This window comes from Companilactobacillus sp. FL22-1 (genome assembly GCF_043951805.1).
In the GTDB taxonomy this organism is placed as follows: Bacteria; Bacillota; Bacilli; order Lactobacillales; family Lactobacillaceae; genus Companilactobacillus.
The window spans coordinates 1-22,192 of the sequence record NZ_JBINJY010000012.1 but is presented as its reverse complement, the minus strand read 5'-3'; the positions used below and the strand labels follow the sequence as shown (position 1 = coordinate 22,192).

At 34.0% G+C, this 22,192-nt stretch carries 36 protein-coding genes and 1 tRNA gene; 32 read left to right on the top strand and 5 right to left on the bottom strand.

All coding sequences use genetic code 11. The features are described from left to right. Positions 1-3 precede the first annotated feature (3 nt). From ACG72T_RS10465 to ACG72T_RS10455, 3 genes are all read right to left on the bottom strand, one after another. Positions 4-486, bottom strand: coding sequence for a hypothetical protein (locus tag ACG72T_RS10465; protein WP_395266166.1), 483 nt, complete (start codon positions 484-486; stop codon positions 4-6). Between the two features lie 66 nt (positions 487-552). Beyond that, positions 553-948, bottom strand: a complete 396-nt coding sequence (locus ACG72T_RS10460; RefSeq protein ID WP_395266165.1) for an ImmA/IrrE family metallo-endopeptidase — start codon at positions 946-948, stop codon at positions 553-555. Between the two features lie 37 nt (positions 949-985). Further along, on the bottom strand, positions 986-1,342 hold the full coding sequence (locus tag ACG72T_RS10455; RefSeq protein ID WP_395266164.1) for a helix-turn-helix domain-containing protein: 357 nt from the start codon (positions 1,340-1,342) through the stop codon (positions 986-988). 269 nt (positions 1,343-1,611) lie between these two features. Between ACG72T_RS10455 and ACG72T_RS10450 the strand changes: the two genes are divergently transcribed. From ACG72T_RS10450 to ACG72T_RS10425, 6 genes are all read left to right on the top strand, one after another. Further along, positions 1,612-1,854, top strand: coding sequence for a hypothetical protein (locus ACG72T_RS10450; RefSeq protein WP_395266163.1), 243 nt, complete (start codon positions 1,612-1,614; stop codon positions 1,852-1,854). An 11-nt stretch (positions 1,855-1,865) separates the two neighbouring features. After that, positions 1,866-2,315, top strand: coding sequence for a hypothetical protein (locus ACG72T_RS10445; RefSeq protein WP_395266162.1), 450 nt, complete (start codon positions 1,866-1,868; stop codon positions 2,313-2,315). A 16-nt stretch (positions 2,316-2,331) separates the two neighbouring features. Further along, positions 2,332-3,114, top strand: coding sequence for a phage antirepressor (locus tag ACG72T_RS10440; RefSeq protein WP_395266161.1), 783 nt, complete (start codon positions 2,332-2,334; stop codon positions 3,112-3,114). Between the two features lie 2 nt (positions 3,115-3,116). Further along, positions 3,117-3,380 carry a helix-turn-helix domain-containing protein gene (locus ACG72T_RS10435; protein WP_395266160.1) on the top strand — a complete coding sequence of 88 codons (264 nt, stop codon included), beginning with the start codon at positions 3,117-3,119 and terminating at the stop codon, positions 3,378-3,380. A 33-nt stretch (positions 3,381-3,413) separates the two neighbouring features. Next, positions 3,414-3,599, top strand: a complete 186-nt coding sequence (locus ACG72T_RS10430) for a helix-turn-helix domain-containing protein (RefSeq protein WP_395266159.1) — start codon at positions 3,414-3,416, stop codon at positions 3,597-3,599. Between the two features lie 349 nt (positions 3,600-3,948). Beyond that, positions 3,949-4,119 carry a hypothetical protein gene (locus tag ACG72T_RS10425; protein ID WP_395266158.1) on the top strand — a complete coding sequence of 57 codons (171 nt, stop codon included), beginning with the start codon at positions 3,949-3,951 and terminating at the stop codon, positions 4,117-4,119. Between the two features lie 171 nt (positions 4,120-4,290). Here ACG72T_RS10425 and ACG72T_RS10420 read toward each other — a convergent pair whose 3' ends face one another. Further along, positions 4,291-4,773, bottom strand: a complete 483-nt coding sequence (locus ACG72T_RS10420; RefSeq protein ID WP_395266157.1) for a DUF2321 domain-containing protein — start codon at positions 4,771-4,773, stop codon at positions 4,291-4,293. Between the two features lie 152 nt (positions 4,774-4,925). Between ACG72T_RS10420 and ACG72T_RS10415 the strand changes: the two genes are divergently transcribed. The 9 genes from ACG72T_RS10415 (at position 4,926) to ACG72T_RS10375 (ending at position 9,733) form a co-directional block, all read left to right on the top strand. Next, positions 4,926-5,183 (top strand): hypothetical protein, encoded by a 258-nt coding sequence (locus tag ACG72T_RS10415; protein WP_395266156.1) that lies wholly within the window; start codon positions 4,926-4,928, stop codon positions 5,181-5,183. A gap of 14 nt (positions 5,184-5,197) precedes the next feature. Next, complete coding sequence (locus ACG72T_RS10410) at positions 5,198-5,374, top strand: hypothetical protein (protein ID WP_395266155.1); 177 nt, start codon at positions 5,198-5,200, stop codon at positions 5,372-5,374. 47 nt (positions 5,375-5,421) lie between these two features. Further along, a complete protein-coding gene (locus tag ACG72T_RS10405; RefSeq protein WP_395266154.1) occupies positions 5,422-6,138 on the top strand; it encodes a DUF1351 domain-containing protein in 717 nt (238 codons plus the stop codon). A 191-nt stretch (positions 6,139-6,329) separates the two neighbouring features. Continuing rightward, positions 6,330-7,103 carry an ERF family protein gene (locus ACG72T_RS10400; protein ID WP_395266153.1) on the top strand — a complete coding sequence of 258 codons (774 nt, stop codon included), beginning with the start codon at positions 6,330-6,332 and terminating at the stop codon, positions 7,101-7,103. Positions 7,104-7,105: 2 nt separating this feature from the next. Next, complete coding sequence (locus ACG72T_RS10395) at positions 7,106-7,762, top strand: putative HNHc nuclease (RefSeq protein WP_395266152.1); 657 nt, start codon at positions 7,106-7,108, stop codon at positions 7,760-7,762. A gap of 2 nt (positions 7,763-7,764) precedes the next feature. Continuing rightward, the gene (locus ACG72T_RS10390) at positions 7,765-8,538 is read left to right on the top strand and encodes a helix-turn-helix domain-containing protein (RefSeq protein WP_395266151.1); all 774 of its coding nucleotides are present in this window, start codon (positions 7,765-7,767) and stop codon (positions 8,536-8,538) included. A 12-nt stretch (positions 8,539-8,550) separates the two neighbouring features. Further along, complete coding sequence (locus ACG72T_RS10385; protein WP_395266150.1) at positions 8,551-9,309, top strand: ATP-binding protein; 759 nt, start codon at positions 8,551-8,553, stop codon at positions 9,307-9,309. After that, positions 9,306-9,608: a hypothetical protein gene (locus tag ACG72T_RS10380; protein WP_395266149.1), complete on the top strand. Its 303-nt coding sequence runs from the start codon at positions 9,306-9,308 to the stop codon at positions 9,606-9,608. Before ACG72T_RS10385 ends, ACG72T_RS10380 begins: the two co-directional genes overlap by 4 nt. Before the next feature lie 2 nt (positions 9,609-9,610). Then, the gene (locus ACG72T_RS10375) at positions 9,611-9,733 is read left to right on the top strand and encodes a hypothetical protein (protein ID WP_395266147.1); all 123 of its coding nucleotides are present in this window, start codon (positions 9,611-9,613) and stop codon (positions 9,731-9,733) included. A gap of 67 nt (positions 9,734-9,800) precedes the next feature. On the opposite strand, the gene ACG72T_RS10370 is transcribed toward ACG72T_RS10375, so the two are convergent. After that, the gene (locus tag ACG72T_RS10370) at positions 9,801-10,025 is read right to left on the bottom strand and encodes a DUF2188 domain-containing protein (RefSeq protein ID WP_395266146.1); all 225 of its coding nucleotides are present in this window, start codon (positions 10,023-10,025) and stop codon (positions 9,801-9,803) included. Between the two features lie 61 nt (positions 10,026-10,086). Between ACG72T_RS10370 and ACG72T_RS10365 the strand changes: the two genes are divergently transcribed. The 17 genes from ACG72T_RS10365 (at position 10,087) to ACG72T_RS10285 (ending at position 22,089) form a co-directional block, all read left to right on the top strand. After that, the gene (locus tag ACG72T_RS10365) at positions 10,087-10,383 is read left to right on the top strand and encodes a helix-turn-helix domain-containing protein (protein WP_395266145.1); all 297 of its coding nucleotides are present in this window, start codon (positions 10,087-10,089) and stop codon (positions 10,381-10,383) included. Then, on the top strand, positions 10,376-10,909 hold the full coding sequence (gene ssb / locus ACG72T_RS10360) for a single-stranded DNA-binding protein (protein ID WP_395266144.1): 534 nt from the start codon (positions 10,376-10,378) through the stop codon (positions 10,907-10,909). Before ACG72T_RS10365 ends, ssb begins: the two co-directional genes overlap by 8 nt. Positions 10,910-10,964: 55 nt before the next feature. Continuing rightward, positions 10,965-11,093 carry a hypothetical protein gene (locus tag ACG72T_RS10355; protein WP_395266143.1) on the top strand — a complete coding sequence of 43 codons (129 nt, stop codon included), beginning with the start codon at positions 10,965-10,967 and terminating at the stop codon, positions 11,091-11,093. Between the two features lie 120 nt (positions 11,094-11,213). Further along, positions 11,214-11,711 (top strand): hypothetical protein, encoded by a 498-nt coding sequence (locus ACG72T_RS10350; protein ID WP_395266142.1) that lies wholly within the window; start codon positions 11,214-11,216, stop codon positions 11,709-11,711. 384 nt (positions 11,712-12,095) lie between these two features. Continuing rightward, positions 12,096-12,177: transfer RNA gene (locus ACG72T_RS10345), tRNA-Tyr, on the top strand. Positions 12,178-12,258: 81 nt separating this feature from the next. After that, positions 12,259-13,236, top strand: a complete 978-nt coding sequence (locus tag ACG72T_RS10340; protein ID WP_395266141.1) for a DUF6731 family protein — start codon at positions 12,259-12,261, stop codon at positions 13,234-13,236. A gap of 24 nt (positions 13,237-13,260) precedes the next feature. Continuing rightward, complete coding sequence (locus ACG72T_RS10335; RefSeq protein ID WP_395266140.1) at positions 13,261-13,830, top strand: hypothetical protein; 570 nt, start codon at positions 13,261-13,263, stop codon at positions 13,828-13,830. Positions 13,831-13,914: 84 nt separating this feature from the next. Beyond that, positions 13,915-14,745 (top strand): terminase small subunit, encoded by an 831-nt coding sequence (locus tag ACG72T_RS10330; protein ID WP_395266139.1) that lies wholly within the window; start codon positions 13,915-13,917, stop codon positions 14,743-14,745. Then, complete coding sequence (locus ACG72T_RS10325; protein WP_395266138.1) at positions 14,717-15,982, top strand: PBSX family phage terminase large subunit; 1,266 nt, start codon at positions 14,717-14,719, stop codon at positions 15,980-15,982. Before ACG72T_RS10330 ends, ACG72T_RS10325 begins: the two co-directional genes overlap by 29 nt. Continuing rightward, the gene (locus ACG72T_RS10320; RefSeq protein ID WP_395266137.1) at positions 15,964-17,376 is read left to right on the top strand and encodes a phage portal protein; all 1,413 of its coding nucleotides are present in this window, start codon (positions 15,964-15,966) and stop codon (positions 17,374-17,376) included. Before ACG72T_RS10325 ends, ACG72T_RS10320 begins: the two co-directional genes overlap by 19 nt. Continuing rightward, entirely contained in the window at positions 17,369-19,027 is a 1,659-nt protein-coding gene (locus ACG72T_RS10315; RefSeq protein ID WP_395266136.1) for a minor capsid protein, read from the top strand. The genes ACG72T_RS10320 and ACG72T_RS10315 overlap by 8 nt, the downstream gene beginning before the upstream one ends. Beyond that, complete coding sequence (locus tag ACG72T_RS10310; RefSeq protein ID WP_395266135.1) at positions 19,027-19,188, top strand: hypothetical protein; 162 nt, start codon at positions 19,027-19,029, stop codon at positions 19,186-19,188. The genes ACG72T_RS10315 and ACG72T_RS10310 overlap by 1 nt, the downstream gene beginning before the upstream one ends. Before the next feature lie 42 nt (positions 19,189-19,230). Further along, on the top strand, positions 19,231-19,563 hold the full coding sequence (locus ACG72T_RS10305; RefSeq protein WP_395266134.1) for a YjcQ family protein: 333 nt from the start codon (positions 19,231-19,233) through the stop codon (positions 19,561-19,563). Between the two features lie 126 nt (positions 19,564-19,689). Beyond that, on the top strand, positions 19,690-20,244 hold the full coding sequence (locus tag ACG72T_RS10300) for a phage scaffolding protein (protein ID WP_395266133.1): 555 nt from the start codon (positions 19,690-19,692) through the stop codon (positions 20,242-20,244). A gap of 6 nt (positions 20,245-20,250) precedes the next feature. Then, on the top strand, positions 20,251-21,159 hold the full coding sequence (locus ACG72T_RS10295) for a capsid protein (RefSeq protein WP_395266132.1): 909 nt from the start codon (positions 20,251-20,253) through the stop codon (positions 21,157-21,159). Between the two features lie 142 nt (positions 21,160-21,301). Next, the gene (locus ACG72T_RS10290) at positions 21,302-21,688 is read left to right on the top strand and encodes a hypothetical protein (RefSeq protein ID WP_395266131.1); all 387 of its coding nucleotides are present in this window, start codon (positions 21,302-21,304) and stop codon (positions 21,686-21,688) included. Then, on the top strand, positions 21,685-22,089 hold the full coding sequence (locus ACG72T_RS10285; RefSeq protein ID WP_395266130.1) for a hypothetical protein: 405 nt from the start codon (positions 21,685-21,687) through the stop codon (positions 22,087-22,089). Before ACG72T_RS10290 ends, ACG72T_RS10285 begins: the two co-directional genes overlap by 4 nt. The last annotated feature ends 103 nt before the right edge of the window (positions 22,090-22,192 follow it).

Sequence of the window (22,192 nt, the reverse complement as noted above, 5' to 3'; positions counted from 1 at the left end):
GGTTTAGTTGGAACCAGTAGTAAAGTTAGTTAAATCTGATTTATAATCATAGAAGTTAAAACTTGAATCTTCCTTAAGAGAATTTTTATTCAAAGTAATATTCATACTAGTTCTGAAATTCATTTTTAAAATAAGATCACTTTGACACACATATTCTATATGATATGTTTTTTTCTTGTTCATTTTTTCTACATATAATCCCTTATCATTAAGATTATCAAAGCTGATTTTTGAATCTTTACTTTGAATGGCGGATTTAGCCATACCATAAAAAGCCTCTTTTTGATCATCGTTTAATTTATCGACTTTATCTGAAAGTAAAACATGACTACCAGTTTGGTTGTAGTATGGTGCAGACCAATGGCGATAGTTAACATATGATTTAATTCCGAATCCTCCTAATACAAGTATTGCTACTAATATTACATAAATCCACCATTTGGTATAAAACGGTTTAGCTTTATTGTTCTCATCTCGATTTTTCATAAATAAGTTCCTCCCCAATAACACATATTTCAGCTTTTTTTGTCAATCAGGATTTGGACTTTATATCTAGGCTATCATTTTATCCCTAACAACGATTTCATATTTGAGTGGAATATTAAATTGTTGTAAGAAGGTAATGTAGTTGTCGAATTCAATATCGTTTTCTTTACAGTAACCGAGTAATAAGTCAATTGCTCTTATATTTGCACGATTTTCAGATTTAATTTGTGCTGGAGTAGATTCATCATATAAGTAACAAGCATCTTCATCCAACATATGACCGATTTCATGAGCAATTATTAGTGGAATGTCATTCTTTCTGTGCCAATCCATATTAATAAGAATCATATTGTCATCTGGAGAGGCAAAAGAAGGCCACTCTGAATTGTAGTTATGAATTAATGTGTATCCTATATGATGATCATAAGCAAAATTTAATAAGTAAGTTATAACTGGATCCATGAGCCAACTACCATTTTTTTTTGATTCCCCATATTATCTATTTGCCACCCTCCATGATTCTACGAAACATTTCCCATTCTTCAGGTGGTATTTCTCGACCTTCCCAGCGAACAGTGCGTCCTTTTGCAATTTCTTTTTCAAGATCAATACTATTATCTGTTGCTTTATCTTGAACGGTATTGTTTTCAGTATCAAGAATTTCCTCAACAGTTAGATTTAGAACTTTACCAATTTTTTCTAAGACCTCTCGGCTGGGTGTTACACCATTTGGATACGTCTTTGAAGGTTTCCATGTATATATACTTTTTTTGCCAATATGTGCTGCTTCAGCTAATTCAGTTAAATTATAACCGCGTTCTTTGGCTAAGGTTTTAACACGTTCATATAGCGTCATATCAATACTCCTAGGTGTACGTGAAAAAAAGTATCGAAAAAGTACTATGCTTTGTTGACGCAGTACTAAATAAGTACTATATTAATACACGTACCAAGTTGTTAAACAGCGTACAAGAAATTAAAGCAAAAATCCTAATGAGCTGGCAGGCTTAAGGAATAGGAATCTGCTTGTTTTGTTACGCCTATTTATGTGTATCATATTAGTACTAAATTGGTATTAAGTCAACTTGGTTTAACAACTATTTATAAAAAATAGGAGGTGAGTTTATGAGTGACAAATGGGAATGGGAAGTAGAACTAAAACAAGCTCATTTGAATCAGACTGAAGTTGGATTATTCCTTGGCCTAAGTAAAAGCCAGATGTCTCATCTGGTAAATAAGATGATTAAAGGTAGAGGACTAACAGCAACTGCTCTTGATAACGAGAGATGGAAAAACGCTGTGGAGTACGTGGCGTTTAAGAAAGAACAGGTAATAGATAGTAAGTTTAAAAAGACGAAAAGAGTATAGGAGAAGCCATTTTGGAAGAAGAATTAATCACATTAACTAGAAGTGAACTACAAAGTTTGATGTCTGGGAATGCTAAAGCATTAATTACGGCTAAGCCTTCAACGGCAACATTATTGTTCAGGAATTCTGCTATAGACAGTTCAGATATCAGATTAATTAATGAAAAGTACGGTTTCTCAAGAATAAATAATTTAGCTAGTTATGGTGGATCAACTTTTTCAAAACATCAAACCTTTAATTATGATGGCTCTTTTGAAAGAAAACGTTTAATAAACAATGGTCCGTATTCAAATGGAATTCATGATTTGATAAGAAAATTGACACTGGCAATTATGGGAGAAACTCTCAATAAGAATCTTTCATATGAAGATTGGAATGAGGCTAGGAATGATTATATTCAAATTAAACGTTTGTTTTTGAAACTCTATCAAAAACGACTTGATAATTTATTTGATGATTAAAAAAGAAGGTGAAGAAATGAGTATGCTGCAGGAATTTAGTAATGGTGATATCAAGTTGCCGGTAAGAACGAATGAGAATGGTGACATTGAATTTGATGCTGAAAAAGCAGCAATTGGGCTGGGAATTAGTCACTTAGCACCTAGTGGTAACACGGTTGTACGTTGGGATCGAGTTAGAAAATATTTATCATGCCCACTTGTGGGCACGAATGATTTCATTACTGAACCACAATTCTATAAGTTAGCTATTAAGGCTAACAATGCAACAGCCGAAAAATTCCAGGATTGGGTAACAAAAGAAGTTCTACCCACTATTAGAAAGCATGGAGCTTATTTGACAGATTCGGCGATTGAAAAAACCTTGACCGATCCAGATTATTTAATTAAGTTGGCAACTCAGTTGAAAACTGAACGGAATGGAAGATTAATTGCTGAGCAGCAAGTGAATGAGTTAAAACCAAAGGCTACTTATTATGATCAAGTTTTATCTAATCCATCTTTAATGAATATTACAGCCATCGCTAAGGATTATGGATATAGTGGAAAAACTTTTAATAAATTACTTTATGAATTGAAAATTCAGTATCCACAAAGTGGCACTTGGTTCCTGTATGCCAAATATCAGGATAAAGGGTGGACACAATCCAAAACGGTTCCTTATAGGAATGCTAAGAATGCCACAGGTAAAGGATCAGCATTACAAACTAAATGGACTCAAAAAGGACGACTTGGTTTGTACAAAGAATTGAAGAAACATGGAATTGTTCCTCAAATAGAACAATTAGACATTGAGGTGTAGCTATGGCATTTGAAGTATTGTTCTCAGACAAGCAAAAAGAAGAACTTGGTTCACAAGTATATTCAGTAGTAACTGATGCCGTTCAAAAGGCTAGGTTTGACGCTGGTATGGATAAGAAGTTTCTTAATAAAAAGGAAACCTGTGAATATCTAGGAGTTTCAAATAATACTTTTGATAAATATTTCAAGGATCTAAAAGCTCATAACGTTAATGGGTTTTTGGTTTATAGCAAGAAAGAAATTGATGAGTTCGTTTTTAATAAATAAAAATTAAAAATGTGTGGAAGCAGGTACGAATTCATGGAGATTTTAAAAGAATTACGGAATAAATCTGGAATGAATCAAAGAGATATGGCAAAGATATTAAACATCTCGTATTCACATTATGTGAAACTTGAAAATAATTTTGTCAATCCAGGGTTCAAATTAATTAAAAAAATTAAAAAAGAATTTCCAGAGGTTGATTTGAATAGAATTTTTAAATAAAAAAAGCATACAAGGTCCATCCACCAAGTATGCTGCGAAATTTTTAAAGTCTTCAAATATAGGATGGTATATTTCTAATCCTTTACTGGTATCGTCGTCCAGCACTGCGATTAAAACATCCTCTATCCACCATCCTGAATAACGATGAAACTGTTATTTTCCTATTTTTACGATGCTAGCCATCGGTGCGTGCGGAAGTAACACGAAAACTGGATATAAGAATATTGGAGACACAGTTTAAGTCAACATTCCTTCCAAGAGCCATCAGCTCCTTTCAAAATAGAATGCTGACTAATTATAACAAATCATTCCTCAAAAAAGAATATTCCTAAGAAGGAGGGACAAAAACATGACATTTGAGGCATTAATGAATTGGACAATTTTAGTAGCACTTGTTAGTTCTATGACCAGCTATCTATTTATGAAATATAGAACTATTGAGAATATTATCTTGAATCTGACTGATTTTACTAAAGAAGATATTCAAAAGTTGAAAGGTTTAATCAGATGGAAATTCTAAGAGGATTATTTTTACTCATAATCGCTGTAGTTGTTTCAGGATTATTCATTAAGTTTTGGAATGAATGCAAATAAAAACACACCCGGAGGTGTCTTATGAAATTTGGTTATTGTAAAAATTGTAAATCCCTAATAAAAATAAAATACAGATTTTGCCCAAATTGCGGAGAGTCTAACCCTCTAAGATTTTCTTTGCTGTTTCAGATGAGAAATCAACTAAAAAATTGTACAGCAAAGGTCCGACTGCACTACTTGCTTTTGAAAGATAAACTTTGGCGATAGAGGCATTTGTTTTAGCCAATTCACCATCGCCAGATAAATATGATATTGATTTTTTAAATTTGGATTTATCATTATCACTCAACTGATCTTCTAGATCCAGTAAGTCATCAAACGATGATAGAGAACGGTTAGTCCATTCAAATGGTTTACCGCATTTGACGCAATATTTTGGAACGTCCATTTGTGGCATCATAAAAACACCATCATAGTATGTCCACCCCTCAATGGGTGTACCACATTCTGGGCATTTGCAGATAACAGGTTCTCCACATTTTTCACAGAAACCTAGGTCATCATTCAAGTTAGCGTATTCAAGAGTAATGGTTCTTTGATGACCATTATAACAAATAGCTTGATAACATTCCTTATCCATAATACAACCTCCAATTTATTTCAATTATATCAAAGGAACAAATACATTGAATAACAACATTCGAATTAAAACAGACGATGAATACAGCCCTATTGGTGACATGGAGCCATACGACCAATATTCAGATGACAAACTAACAGGAGATGAACCACATGATTATTAACAAGGACGTAGTGGCAATTGATGAATCACTTAATCATCATGCACGAGTTTGTAAAGAAATCGGGCGAACTGATGAACAAATTGAATCATATAAGGCAGACCAATATTTAAATAAGCTGCAGGGAATTGATTATGAACCATTGCAACATTCTATTGATCGATTAAAAAAGCACCGTGCAGAACTTGAGAACGACAAACAGCGTGCCGAAACAGATATTTACAACAGATTTGAGCATTATTATTCCTAAAACGAGGTGAAGGTATGAACCAGGAAACACGGTTCTATTTAGAAGGATTTCAAGATGTTTGTATTCAGTATGGCTATCAACAAGCTATGTGTGAATTGAAAACAGATTCTAATACTAAGGCACTCTTACATTCGGCAAGAGTTATGAATGCAGAAAAAAAGTCGCTCTCAACGGCAATTGAGGACGACTAGAAACAAAAATATTTAACAACAAAAGTATATCACGAAAGAGGTAGCTAATGGCTAATGAAATAGTACTTCAAGATTTCAGTGTGAAATTTACACCTACTGAGATCACGATTAATAACGAAGATAGTTTGAAATCAGAGTTAGAAGGAATCTCCAATAAATATAAAAGTCTGATTGTCACAGAAGATAATCTTAAAAGCGTTAAAGCAACACGAGCTAAATTGAATGCGTTGAATAAAGGATTAGATGATAAGCGAAAAGAGATTAAATCTAGTTACAACGAGCCATTGTCTGAGTTCGAGGATAAGGTAAAAGGGTTTAAGGATATTATCGACCAATCATTAATTCCAATTAGTCATGGAATCAAGGTGCTTGAAGATTCTCAGCGTGAAGATCGTCAGAAGCATGTTCAAGAGCTTATTAATAATATGGCTCATGAATATGATATTGATCCTGAAGAAATTGAGATTGAAAAATCTTGGACTAACAAGACTATGACTGATATTAAGTTGATCAAGATACTTGCTGATGGTTTCAATACTTTGAAACGTAAAAAAGAATTATTTGAAACGAACAAGCAATTAATTGTTGAACATTGTAAATACGTTGGAATTGAATCAGAAGGTTGGGTTGGCCAACTATCTGATGATTACAATGCCACTGATGTGATTAAAGCTATTGATCAGTTCATTGAGGAAAAGAAGCAAAAAGAGGTTCAAGAACAGAAAAAACTTGAATCTGAGAAAGCTATTAAAAAAGCCACATAGCAAAATGTAGGCACTGCAGTTATTGATACGGAAACTGGAGAAGTCGTTCAATCAGCACCAACTGGTTACTCTGTGACCGTTCAATTGATTGGGAGTAAAGCTGACATTATTCAAGCCATTCAAAAGATTAATAACTTGGATAAAGTTACCAACAATATCATCAAGCCACTTAGTGTATGGGAGGGATAGCAATGACTGAGACAAAACCGACCTTAGCAACGTTAGTACAAGAGCTATCTAAAATTCAAAAGGAATTAGATAAGATTGAAAAGGATGGCAAAAATAATAGCCAAGGCTTTGATTATGTCAGTGAATCACAGGTTAAATCAAAACTACAGAATAAGCTGGCTGATCACGGAATCATGATTATTCCACACTATGAAATTCTGAATTCCTGGACTAGCCAAACTAATAAGGGAAATACAATGAATTATGTTTCAGTGATTGGTAATTTTAAACTGACAAACGGCGCAGAAGAGTTGATTGGCAGTATGCCTGGTATCGGCATGGATTCTGGTGATAAGGCTATCTATAAGGCTGAAACAGGTGCACAAAAGAATTTTCTAATGCAACTATTTCTTATGTCAACTGGTGATGATCCTGAAAACGACAATGGTTGGAATAACCAACAATCACAATTTAATAACTATGGTCAAGATGCCTTCGGAGGATATCAACCACAAAATCAATACAACAATCAACAAGGCAATTCATATGGTAACTTTTCAAAACCGCAACCAAGGCTTGCTAATGATTCTAAGAAGAAAGTAATTAACGAACAATTATCTACTTTGTCTGAATTGAATCAAACGGATTTCGGTAAATCATTGACGGCATTAAAATCTCACTTTCCAAATGTTGACTTCGAAAATCTTCCTGATTCTAGTGCTGATAATATGATCTCTTTCTTGGGCAAACAAATTGATACAACTAAGGCTACCTTGAAACAAATCGGTGCAATTTAATAATGAAATTCCTTGCACGAATCAAAAGCATTCAAGGCAATAATATTACTTTAGAAATGAATGATGAGATTAACAATTTACGAGTTGCAAAGTTAGCCAATGGAAAGCAACCATTAGTTGAAATGGAGATTTCAGATAATCGACATATTTCAATTGATCAACGCATTAAGATTTATGCCTTGATTGGTGAGATAAGTGATTGGTCGGGTTACATGGTTGAAAAGGAAGCTCCAGGAATTATGAAGTGGAAATACTTGATTGAAACTGGCAGGGATGAATTTAGTTTATCCGATTGCACAATGACACAGGCCAATTCATATCTTAGTTGGTTGCTTGATTTCTGCTTTGATAATAATGTTCCGTTCAGTACTAAGACTTGGGACATGTTGCCAAATGATTATGCAATGCAGCTTAGATGTTTAGAACATCGTAAATGTTGTATCTGTGGTAGACACGCCGATGTAGCTCATGTTGAAGCTGTTGGATCAGGTAGAAACAGAAGAAAAATAAATCATTCTGAATTTCACTTTATGGCACTATGTAGGGTCCATCATATCGAACAACACAAGATGGGTATCATGTCATTTCTTCAAAAGTATCATATTAAGCCAATCAAATTAGACGATGAAGATCGTAAGAAGTTGAGGATTGGAGGGTAATCATGGCAATTGTACGTGCTAAAAGAAAAACTAATTTTACTATTATTGGAAACACTGGGCTCAAAGATAAACGTTTGTCGTTAAAGGCAAAAGGTTTATTGGCTTATATGTTGAGCCTTCCAGATGATTGGAAGTTTTATGAAACGGAGTTAATGGAACACAGTACAGACAAAAGAGATTCTGTAAGATCAGGGCTCAAAGAGTTAGAAAAATTGGGTTATCTAGTTAGACTTCAGACAAGAGCAGAGAGAGGTAAATTTGGTCAAAAAGATTGGCAAGTGTTTGATGAACCTAATCTAACGCGAATTTCACCGCAGACGGATTTCCCGTCGACGGATAACCCGACGTCGGCTAAACCGATATCGGATAATCCTACACTACAAAGTACTAATGAACTAATCACTAATAAACAAAATACTAATAATAAAAGTAATAGTCCAAAGTCTAAAAAGACTTATGGACCAGATGATTTAAATTTTAAAGCTGCTAGTTACTTAGCAATGAGAATCAAAGATAACAACCCTAACTTTAAGGAGCCTAATCTTCAAAAATGGGCTAACACAATTAGATTGATGCATGAACGTGACAACAGATCGTACCAGCAGATCAAAACGATGATTGATTGGTGTCAGCAACATGATTTTTGGTCTGGAGTAATCCTGTCGGCGGATAAATTGAGAATGAAGTATGATCAGATGTTTGTTCAATTTAATAAGCGGCGAAAGCGAAATAGTTTTAGTTCCGCAGGTGGGACTGCCTATCCGGAGATATTTTAGGAGGTGCTAAATGTGGAGCCATTAAATTTAGATGGACCAATGAGAAGAATTGCTGCCAAACATGGGATTGATGTTAATAAAATTGATATTGACAAAGTTCTGAAAGAACGTAGTCGAAGAGAAGAGTTGGAGGCTATTAAATTTACAGCTATGAATAATCGAATTAAAAGAAATAGGCTCTTCAATAGCTCATTGATCAGTGATGTTGAAGACTTACATCAATCTTTCGATTCTTTTGAAATTAATGATGATGCACAATCGCTTGAATTCAATAAAGCTAAAGAAATTGCTGACAGAATTATATCTGGAGAGACTGGCAATTTCACATTTGCTGGTAGAGCTGGGTCGGGTAAAACGATGCTGGCAGTTAGTATCTTGAATCAGATCATGAATTCCAAAACCACTTTATCTTGTTATTTTGTAAGTTTCTCCATGTTATTGAATATGACATTGGTAGGGATCAAGGATTTTAGTATGAAACAAAAAGCTTGGGATGTTGAAGACTGTATCAAGGTATGTGATGTTTTAGTACTTGATGATCTTGGTTCTGAAAGTGCAATGAAGTCCGTTACTGATGAAGCCAGTAATTATACCCAATCATTACTTTTTAGATTGGCAGACTATCGCAAGAGCAAAGTAAATATTGTTACGACAAATAATTCTAGTAAGGAATTGCAATCAATTTATAACCCTAAAATATACAGTCGTTTAATTGCTAAAAAAGCAAGTAATGCAATTAGATTCGATAGTGAGGATATGAGGAACATATGAAAAGAATAGGCGAAGTTATGGCAGTAAATAAAAATGAGCTTGGTTTTGAACCGAATGGATTTGATATGGCTAGACGTGACGTAACCACCGTTAGTAATCTAATTGATCATAATCATACTGAATCTGCCAAAGCATATGAATTAATGCGTGAGATTAAAGAATATAACCAAGCTTATCGAGGTAATAAAGATGTTTTAGAGATATTGGCCACCATTAATTTAAATAGTAGTGATGCTAGTGATTTTTTAAGGGATGACAAGCAGACTTTAGGAATTCTGAATAGTGGAGTTGGAGAATAATAATGAAAAATATAAATTCTATAATAGTTGAAAGCAGATTTAATGAATCAAAGGAAATTTATGATTATTTGCAGTCAAATGAATGGGAAAAGCTGGAGGTAATCACAAAAGAAGGAAAAAAATAGCAGAGGTTTCATCATCTGATGTTGCCACTGCTGAAGGATACCTTATTAAAATGTATCCAAAGGTTAATTAACCCTTAGGCGGAAAGTTATCTTTACCATAAGTGTTCTTTAAATTGATCTGACCATTTTTCTTTTGACTAATCAATTCTGAATGCTGGTTTTTAGCAATATCTTTTGCAAAATTTATGGCATCAGATTTGTTATCAAATAACTTTGTGGCTTTAACATTTCCCTCTCCCTTAACTTTCCATCCATTAACATCAGGTGATACCCATTGATTTTTTCCAGACATAAACTGTCTCCTTAAAAATTATTTTGAATAGCACATTCATTTGTCCAGGGGGGATAAAATTATGTGTAATTCAATAATAATATTTTATAAAAGAAATATAGCTGTGTCAATATATTGTGCAGAACAAAAGTTCCCATACAAGATGGAGTGTAAAATGTATAAAAATAATTTAAAAGAAATACTTAAATCCAAGGATATTAATCAAAGTGAATTGTCAAGAATGGCTGATGTTCCTCGAACAAATATAGTGGCTATTATTAATGGCCAGATAAAAAATCCAACCATCGGATTGATGATTAAAATAGCTGATGCATTGAGAATTAGCTTAGATGAATTTAGAGGTGATAAGGATGATTAACCGAGTAGTTTTGGTTGGAAGATTAACTAAAGATCTAGAACTAAGATATACGTCGAATGGTGCTGCAGTTGCAAGTTTTACTGTTGCGGTAAATAGACAATTTACTAATTCTAATGGTGATAGAGAAGCTGATTTTATTAATTGTGTCATTTGGAGAAAAGCTGCAGAGAATTTTGCTAATTTCACTAATAAAGGATCACTCGTAGGTATCGATGGACGTATTCAGACAAGTTCTTATGACAACCAACAAGGTCAACGCGTCTTTAGAACAGATGTGGTAGTTGATAACTTTTCACTGTTGGAATCCAAAGCGGAAAATAAACGCCGTAATGGAAATGGATTTAATAATCAGAATACCCAAAATAATTACAATCAAGGTTCTAATAACTATAACAATTCGAGAAATTCAAATAATCAAAATCAGTATGGTAACAATCAATCAAATAGATCTAACAATAGTTCCAATGATCCGTATCAAAATAATTCTGGCGAAGTAGAAGTTAGTGATGCCGATTTGCCGTTTTAAAAACTAATGGAGTAAGTGAAAATAAAGAACTTAATAATTATATGGAGGTTTAACTATGAATGACGATGTATCAGCATGGGCATTACAAGTGGCTGCAGAACAATTGGGTTATCAATACCTGAGTGAAGTTCCACCTAAGAATTTAGGGGATGTCTATGATTTAGCCGAGGAGATTGATTATTAAAATGGAAGAAATGACGCGAGATCAAGCGCGTGAGGAATTAGAAAAGGTTATAAGTAATTTACCAGTTCATGAATTACATTCGAAAAAAGAACTTTAGGATTGGGAAAGGGAGGTAAATAGATGGGAGCAATAGAATTAAGTGATGAAACAATTGATAAACTTGCCAGTAGTTTAGTCAAAAAATCCGACTCATTTAAATTGCTTGAGTCGGAAAAGAAATTGCGTAATGTAAAAGTATTGTTGATCAATTACAAGTATCTTGAGAATCATTTGAATGTTGAATTACCCAAATTAGAGGATGATGTTAAACTTTCAAATTATGAGCTGAGTTTGTATTCATTGTTAGGGTACAGGGCACGTTCTAAGGAGTTAATGACCTTTGTTAATACAATCTTATCAAAATACAAACGTATTTGTGAGGATGCTCATGACGAGGGTAGCAGACGATATGATGTGATCTATAGATTGTACATAGCTCCACAACAGTTGACCTATGCAGCATTATCCAAAAAATATAGTGTCGATGATAATACAATTAGGCGTGATGAACGAAAAGCCATCAAACAGTTGTCAGTCATGATGTTTGGAGCCGACAGTATTGATGACATGTCAAAATGATGTCAAAAAGTCGTATCCAAATGTCAGATTTAAAGATTTATAATGATATCGTGGAATTAGTCAGATAGTTCCTTATAGCACCTCAGCTATGATTTTTGGAGTGACCTTTGGAAAGGGTCACTTTTTTTGTGGATTGAGAGAGGCTCAATGATTGCTAATTACTTAGTAAGTTAATACCAACTTTTGTATAATCCCCTTTTTCGAATAATAAGTTTCCGGTAGCAGTCACTAGGTTCGAATCCTAGTATCCACGTTGTCCTTCAGCATAAAGCTAAATAAAACGGTTGTTAGGCTAGCCAATAGACATCAACCATTGTTTCGAGTTTAGAAGTTATAGAAACAATTAATAGCCCGTCATCTGATCATGAACGGTGAGCTATTAATGAACGCTTAGCGAAGTGGTTAAACGCGACAGGTTGTAACCCTGTTCCATTTTGGTTCGATGGTTCGAATCCATCAGCGTTCATTGTGTGTAAAATAGTCAAGTTGATATTATATTATTTATGATGTTTAATTAAATAATAAATTGTTATACGGGGTTATTAAAATGGTATCTAAAACACAAACAGTAAAATTTGAAGCATATTCTGCGTTTACCAATAAAAATGGTAATGAAGAATTTTGTGATATTTCTGATTTACTTGATAGTATAAAAAATCAGGACTTAGAGGATAGAGAAATAAATTATTTTGGAGAAATTGTTAGAATGGATAATATACATGACGTTATACCATTCACTGATACTCCAATTAAAGAGAGAATAATATATTTTCATATGACCAAATTGAGAGATGAGGGAATTGCAACAACTGGACGTGATACGGAGCAATTGACAGATTTGGAATTGGATTCAAATGAATATATTGCAGAGGATATAAACGGTTTCTTTGATGTTGAACTGAAAACGGTTTTTCTTCAAAGAAACTTTCGAAGTTTATCAATTTCAGGATTAAATGTATATCTTGTTAAAGAGTATCGTAAAGTTCATGATTTGGAAAAAGATGATGAAGATTTATCGTTAATATTTAAACCAGTTAAAAACAAAGATGAAGTTAAAAATGCCTTAAAGTCAGATAATGTCAGAGAAATCCGATTGAAGTATGCAAGCAAAAACCAGAATGCATTATCAAAGACATTCACTAGGATATTAGGCAATATGGGTGATGTTCTTAATTCCGTTGGAGGAAATAATATGGAACTTGTTATTTCTATGGGGAGCGATAAGAAATCTTTGAATAAGAATCAAACTCAGAAGCTTATTAAAGATATAAGTGATGGAAAAACCATTTTGTCATCAGCGATGATTAAAGGAAAAGCTGGTGACGCACCAATAGAAATCTATGATTTATTGAGAGCAAAGCTATCAACTAGATATAAATTCTCCTCAGTAAAAGATGAAGATGGTAAAACTAAAAAAATGCATTTGAGCCCTAGTTCAGTTGAAGATACTATGAAGCTAATTTATTTTAGAGTTGATGGAGCAAACAAGGATGCCTTCAGACTCAGAGTAAGAAAAAATTTATAATTTTATTACGAGGGAGGATTGAAAATGAAAAAAGTTTTGATTTGTTTTGTTGTCGTAATAGTTTTTATAATGTTAATAGTGTTTACAAAATCGAGATATAATCAAATTTATCATGAAGTAAAAAATCTTTTGTTTAAAATTTTCCCAGTATTGTTTGGATTAGGCTTATTTTCATTACTGTATTTTATAAATGTCAGATATAAATTGAATTATTCCAATATAAAGAATTTCAATAATGTTCTTGAATCTATGGTTAATTTTTTGTCAATAGTGATTGGATTTTATTCTGCATTTTATGGAATGATTATCTCAGTTTTAAAATCAAGTTTTATGAAGGAATTAAATGGATCTAAATACAGACAGGATCTCCCTAAACTTTTGGTGATTTCTTTATTGGTTTCTTTCTTAACGTTAATTATTACAATATTTATGCAAGTTCTTGTCGCATATAGTAATAAATATATCATTGGTGTTTATTATATTTGGTCTTTTTTAGTAGGCGTATTTATAGCCTATGCTTTGCAAACGTCTCTGCTATCAATAGCAATGATTTTTGGAAGCGAACCGATTGAAAAAGGTAGTACGAAAATATAATTAAATATGTTGAGTTATGGGTATTTAGTTTATGCCTATAACTTTTTTGTTTTTTAATAGGCTAAGGAGGTTAGGTGATATGTAATGGATAAATGGAAAGAGGCAGAGAAGGATTACTTACTTGGAATGAAGTACAAGGATATTGCCAGTAAGTATGAAGTATCAATCAATACAGTTAAATCGTGGAAGAGCAGACATGGTTGGCAAAGGGGTGCATCCACTAAGAAGAGTGTGCATACAAAATCCAAAAAGGTTGCACCCAAAATAATAGATGAGTTAGAGGCAAACAGTGAGCTTAATGATAAGCAAAAACTATTTTGCCTTTTTTATTTGCAAAGATTTAATGCGACTTGGGCATATCAGAAAGCCTATAAGTGTAATTATTCAACAGCTCAGAAAAATTCATGGTCGCTTATGGCAAATCAAGGCATACGAGATCAATTGAATAGCTTGAAGAAACAACAATCAACTGATCTCTATTTCGATATCAATGATATTGTTCGTGAGTTTCGTCAGCAGTCTAAGTCTGACATACGTGATGTAGTTGATTTTCAAACGGTTAAGCACATGGCTTGGACGAAGATTAGGGATGAGAGTGGGCCATACGAAGATAGCTATGGGAGTTATCGGCTTGATCCAAAGATTGACCCTGATACTGGTAAACAAGCATTCTATTTTGAGAACAGAGTTAAGTTGCATGACAGCGACGAAATTGACACTTCAAATATCAAGTCTATTCGAATTGATAAAGGTGAAGCGGTCGTTGAAATGTATGATAAGCAGAAAGCTCTGGATAGCCTAATGAAATATGCTGATATATATACCAGCCAACAAGAAGAAACTAATGGCGTACAAATTTTAGATGATATTGAAGGTGATGATGAAGATGGTACAACAAGTGAGACTCAAGAATAAGATTGCACCATCTTTCAGACAACTCCACATTGATATCAAACACCATAGACATTCAAACTATTGGCTGAAAGGTGGACGTGGTTCAACCAAATCCAGTTTTGTATCCATTGAAGTCGTTCTTGGAATTATGCGTGATTCCGAAGCTAATGCAGTTGTACTCAGAAAGGTTGCAAATACTTTACGTGATTCTGTATACGATCAATACCTTTGGGCAATTGATGCACTGGGTGTACAAGATTACTGGAAAGAATCAGTTAGTCCAATGACATTGACTTATAAACCTACAGGTCAACAGATTCGCTTTAAGGGTGCGGACAAGCCAAGGAAGATTAAATCTCAGAAATTCCGTCATGGATTTACTAAATTTAAGCATTACGAAGAAGCCGATGAGTTCAAAAATTGGGCTGAGATACGTTCAATGAATCAATCGTTGAATCGTGGTGGTAGTAATATCATTACTTTTTATTCGTACAATCCTCCTGCAAGTCTTAATAGTTGGGTTAATCAAACTACGGCTAAAGAGGTTGCTCGTGATGACACTTTGGTGCATTCATCGGATTACTTATCAGTTCCTAAAGAATGGCTAGGAAAAGAATTCTTGGCTGATGCGGAGCAATTGAAGAAGGATAATCCCAAAGCATTCAATCATGAATATTTGGGTGAAATAACTGGTACTGGTGCTGAGGTATTCGACAACATTACGTTACGTAAAATTACTAAGGAAGAATATCAACTATTCGATAACATAAAAAGAGGCCTCGATTTCGGTTTTGCTCATGATCCATTAGCATACGTCGAGACCTTTTTTGATGTCGCAAGACACCGATTATATATTTTTAATGAAATTTACCAGGTTGGATTGAAGAATAGAAACGCTGTTGTTCTGATTAAGAAGTTAGATCCTGAAAATAAGCAGGTCATCGGTGATTCAGCATCACCTGGAACGATTGCCGAATATAGAGATATGGGATTGAATGTCTATGGTGCCATCAAGGGACCAGGTAGCCGAGACCAGGGTTATAAATGGTTACAGGATTTACGTGAGATTGTCATAGATCCTAAAAAGTGTCCCAATACCGCAAGAGAATTTAGTACATACGAATTAGAAAGAGATTCAAATGGAAACTTCAAAGCTGGTTATCCCGATGGTAATGATCATGCGATGGATGCCACAAGATATTCGCTTGAATCAACTATTAGGAAAGGAGGATTTAAACCTTGGAAATCAAAGAAATGAAAAAATTACTTCAATTGACTGATCCACGAAGAATTAAATTTATTAATAGATTTCAAAAGTCATTGAATTATTACTTCAATAAGAATGACATTACGAATCGCAACAATGGAGAGTCTAAAACGAATGATAATGGAAAAGATGAGCCACTGAGAAAAGCTGATAATCGTGTTAGTTCCAATTATCATCAGTTGCTTGTTGATCAGGAAGCTGGTTATCTTGCTACTATTCCACCGGCAATTGATGTTGAAGATGATGCTTTGAATGAGAAAATTAAATCTACTTTGGGTGATAACTTTAATCTTAGATTGAACCAATTAGTTGTAGATGCTGCCAATGCTGGTGTTGCGTGGGTTCACTATTGGATTGATGAGCATAAGCAATTTAGATATGGCATTGTTCCCCCGGGTCAAGTTACACCGATTTATTCAAATGATTTGGATAAGAAATTGTTAGCTGTTCGTAGAACATATCATGAACTCAATCCGGATACCGGCAGGAATTATAGTGTGCATGAGTATTGGAATGATAAGACAGTAACGGTATTTAAATCAGAAACTTCTAACTATGATAATCTATTGCAAATGAATGACCGTTTTCCTATTTTTGATGCTAGTACAGGGGATGAATTGGGAAGCAGCAATGTTCTTGAACATCATTTTGGTAGGATTCCATTCATATCATTTCCTAAGAATAAATATGAACGTCCAGATTTGTATAAGTACAAAGGCCTGATTGATGTTTATGATAATGTTTATAACGGTTTTGTTAATGATGTTGATGATGTGCAACAAGTAATTCTTGTTCTAACCAATTACGGTGGTGAAGAGATAAGTGACTTGATGGACACTATAAAAGAGTACAAAGCAATCAAGTTAGATAATGTCGGTACCGGTGATAAATCAGGATTAGATAAACTTACAATTGATATCCCTACTGAGGCAAGAAACTCATTACTTGATATAACTAAGTCTGATTTATTTGTTGAAGCTCAAGGTATTGATCCAACTGATTTTGCTACAAATAATGCCACTGGTACGGCAATTAAAATGTTATACAGTCACTTGGAACTCAAGGCCTCAATGACGGAATCATACTTCAGAGATAGCTTAAATGAATTGGTTAGAGCAATTATGCAATGGTTGAATGTATCCGACTATGAAGGCCGAAAAATCAACCAAAAATGGACTCGAACGGCCATTCATAACAGTTTGGAAGATGCTCAGGTTATTTCTCAGGTGGCAAACTATTCATCTGATGAATCTATTGCCAAAGCTAATCCAATTGTTGATGATTGGCAGGAAGAAATTAAGAATCGTCGTGATGATGAAGTTAATAGGGATGGTTATTCTAATCCAGATGACCTCAATAATCTAAACGGTGATGAAGATGACTAGGCTCAGTTACTGGGATAAACGTTATCTTAGAATCAAGGCTCAAGAACTTCAGAATACCGCTGATTATGAGAGCAATTTAAAATCGAGATTGTCCAGTTTGGAGTACGAATTAGAACAAGAAGCTAATGTTTGGTATTCAAAGTACGCAAACAATCATGATGTTGATTCTGATACAGCTAAAAGGTTATTAAAGACAGTCGGTAGTACTAATTGGACCATGACCCTTGAGGAATTTAGGCGTAAGGCAATCAAAGGTGGTTACACTAAAGAACTTGATTCAGAATATTTCAAAAGTAGAATAGCTAGGTTGCAAGATTTAGAGTTGCAGCTCAAAGAAATTAGTAGTCGTTTTGCAAGTGATGAAACTGATAGTTTATCTAATAAATTGACTGATCAGTTCCAGGAAACTTACATGACGACTATTTTTAATATTCAGGTTCAGCAAGCTAAGTTAAGTAGTGATTTTGCAAGGTTCAATGAAGATCAGATTAAATATATTGTTAATCAACCTTGGCATAAGGATGACTTTTCGAAACGTGTTTGGAGAAATTATCGTGATGAGTTGCCTAATCAGTTAGTCGACGTAATGTTACGTGGAACGTTCATGGGTTACAGTCCTCAACGTATCGCCAAGATGTTTCAGCAAAGATTTGAAGGCATTAGAAGACATCAGATACATCGATTAGTTATTACTGAGATGGGGCATATTGCTGAGCAAGCCACTGCCAAAGCTTATGAAGAATCAGGTATTGAAGAGTATCAATATATGGCTACCTTGGAATCGCATACTTGCGATGTGTGTAGTCATTTAGATGGTGAAATATTTAAGATGTCTGAAAAAAAGGAAGGTATTAACTATCCTTTGATTCATCCACATTGTCGATGTACAACCGTTCCGCACATTGAAGGGCTTTCTGATATTAAGGAACGTTGGGTACGTGATCCAGAGACTAGTAAAGGGAAACTTATTAATAATATATCCTTTGATGAATGGAAGGATTATATTAACAATGACTACCTCAAATCAAGACCGTATATTAATAATGCTGAGGTTAGAAGTGATGTGAAAGTTCCAAATAATATAAAGCGTCGTACCATGCAAAAGGCTGAAGAAGTGATTGAGAATAATAAATTCTTGAAATCAAGATTCAGTAATCAAAAACTAAATATCTATTTTGATGAATCTCCATTTGTTCAACATCCTAATGCAGCTGGAGTTACACCCCCTGACTTGGATGGAACAATTAAATTGAACCCTGCAATTCATAAATCTAAAGAAATTATTAACAACTATGTGAAACGAAATGATGGACAATTCGTTAGCGTTAAAGCTAGTCAAATGGATTCGTATCCAGTTGTTCATGAATTAGGTCACGTTTTACACAATGAGCTTTGGAATAAATATATATTGGATAATCCCGATTCAAATTTAAGTAAGAATGAATACGTTGCTGATCAGATAGAAAGCATTTATAATATATATGAGAAGGACTATGGTACTAAAGTGACGCCGTCTAAGTTACCGTCCAAATATTCAATAGTAAATAATAATGAACTCTTTGCTGAGTTATTTACTGAGTCACAGATTGGTTATGAATCGAATAGATGGAATCAGGTAATGAAGAAATATCTAAGGAAGGTGAATAGATAATGTTTGTTCCAGATTTTGTGAATCATCCAGAGTGGTACATTTGGTCAAAAGATACTGATAAATTATCTTTGATTGATAATGCTCCTGAAGAAGCCAAGAAATCTTATCAAGATTATCTAGACTTTCTTAAATATGAAGAAGATAATAATATAGATTTTTAGCACCCAACAATTGAGTTGAGTGCTATTTTATGAGGTGATGATATGGCAAAGGATGATTACTTTGTAATTATGTATATGTTATTGAAACGACTTTATTCTTTATTAAAAGAGGGGAAAGTCATTTCGGAACAGGAATTAAAAGAGTTAGGGTCTCAGTATAATCAAAAGTATTGGGATTATATTTTACTGAATTTAACAGATAGTGGATATATTACCGGAATCACTCAAGTTAAAACATTCGGTGGTTCAAGTATTTCATTTGCTGATAATGTTCAAATTACTCCAGCAGGGATTGAATATTTATTTAGTAACTCAATGATGGAGCGAGTGAAAAATACATTAAAAGATATTAAGGGAATGATTCCTGGAGCTTAGCACTTGGTAAATATACTGAGTGCTATTTTTATACCCTTTTGACCTGAGCAAGTCGTAAAAATGCTTATTTTTTATGCCTTGATTGTGGTCGCCCCACGTAAATCTAGCGAGAGAGGATTTTTAATTATGAAACGAGAATTTTTAAAAGGTTTGAACTTAGAAGATTCAGTTATTGATCAGATCATGTCACAAAATGGTGTTGATATTGAGAATACAAAGAAGTCATTTGGTGATGTTGAGTCTATCAAGCAAGAGAATGAGTCATACAAGGCTCAAATTGCTGAAAGAGATAAAGATATCAAGAAACTTTCGAAACAAGTTAAGGATAATGATGATTTATCCAGCCAACTTAGTGACTTGCAAGGTAAATACAAGACTGATACCGAATCGCTTCAGGACCAACTCAATAAAAATAAACTGAATAGTGCTCTTACGGAAACTTTGATAGCTGCAAAGGTACGTAACCCTAAGGCTATTGAAGGTTTATTAAATATGGATGATATCAAGCTTAATGAAAAAGGTGAGCTGGTTGGTGTTAATGATCAACTAGAATCACTCAAGAAGTCTGATGGCTATCTATTTGATGAAGGTCAAAAGCAAGGCTATAACCCAGCTGGTGGCAATGGTTCAAATGACAAGAATGATGTTCAAACACTAACTAATATATTTAAAGGAGAGTAATAAATAATGACAATTAACTATGCTGATGCATATCAACAAGCAATTCAACAAGCTTTTTATGATGGTCATCTATTTTCAGCTTCATTGTGGAATTCACCATCTAATTCATTGATTAAATTTGATGGAGCAAAACATATTAAGTTACCACGTCTAACAATTGATTCTGGTCGTAAGGATAGAAAACGTAGAACGATTACAGAAATTGTTTCTAATTATTCAAATGACTGGGATTCATATGAACTAAAGAATGAACGTTACTGGTCAACACTGGTTGATCCATCTGATGTTGACGAATCCAATATGGTTACTTCTCTAGCAAATGTTACTAAACAATTTAACCTTGATGAGAAGTTGCCTGAGAAAGATCGCTACATGTTCAGTAAACTGTATCAAGAAAAAGTAACTGCAGATGATGGTGGCATTTCAACTGACACGTTAGATGAAAAGAACATTCTAGGTGCTTTTGATAATATGATGGCTAACTTTGATGAACAACGTATTCCACAATCTGGACGTATTTTGTATGTCACTCCTCAAATTAATAAGATTTTGAAGAGTGCAGATGCTATCAATCGTTCAATTATTTTGAGTGATCAAGCAAACATTAAACGTTCGGTTTATAGTCTTGACGATGTAACTATTAATGTTGTTCCTTCTGATTTAATGCAAACTGCATTTGATTTCACAGTAGGATCAAAGCTTGAGGACGATGCCAAGCAAATTGAAATGTTCTTAATTTATAATGGTGTTCAAGTTGCACCTGAAAAATATGCTTTTGCCGGTTTTGATGCACCATCTGCTCAAAATAGTGGCAACTACTTATACTATGAAGATTCATATGATGATGTACTTCTTTTGAAGACTAAGACAAAGGGTATTGAATTTGTAGTTGCTAATAAAGCCCCAAAAGCGTAACCCCTGAAGACTCAAAGCCAACCAGTTCAAATACGGTGGCAGAAATTACAGCATGGTTAGATGCTCATAGTATTGATCACACTGGTAAGACTGCCAAAGCTGATTTGTTGGCTTTGATTCCTAATGAATAGGGGATGATTAAATGATTGATTTTCCAAGAAAGGATAATATTATAGCCAAACTGGCTATTCTGGTTCCTGACAATGGTAATAAAGATTATTCAAGCATTATTGATTTTGTGGTTGATAAAGTGGTTAGTGATGTTAGTAATTACATTCATATCCCTATTGATTCGACACCTGAAGAACTTGATATGACAATTGCTTCTATGTGTGCGCAGGTAATTGATACTCATGAATTTCTAGTTCCCGTTGAAGATAGAAATGATGGTGTCACTTCACTATCCGAAGGGGATGTTTCTGTATCATTCAAGACACCTGCAGAAGTATATTCCACACTTCAATCAGTCAATCCAATTACCGATAATTTCATTGCTCAATTAAATAGTTTAAGGAGAATCCAACGGTGAAATCAGTATTCAAAAAGATGAACGGTGTGATTGAACGTGTTTGGAATGATCGAGTTACTATTACCGGTGTTAAGAATGGTAAACAGGGTCCTTTCAGTGAAGATGTACCAGTTGTTATTTGTGAAAACCGACCTGGCAAAGTGATTCTTGGTAGTCTAAAAACCAGTAATCAAACTGAATTTGGAACTGATCAGTATGATGCAAAATTATTGATCGATAATTACGAACAGAAAGATTATCTATTAATAACTACTAATTCTGTATTGATATTCAAGGGTATCGCTGAATGTATAGAGATACAGAATGTATTAATAGATTTCTTTCAAAATGAATTTGAACCAGATTTCGATTTTGAAGAACAGCATAAAAAAAGATGCTCCCTCAATGAGCATCTCCAATAATTCTGATAGCTATCCAACTATCCTAAGTATTATTACATTTTCTTTAGTTCTTTAAAAACAATTGAAAAGTAAACCATTTGATGTGGCTTGCTTCTTTTTATTA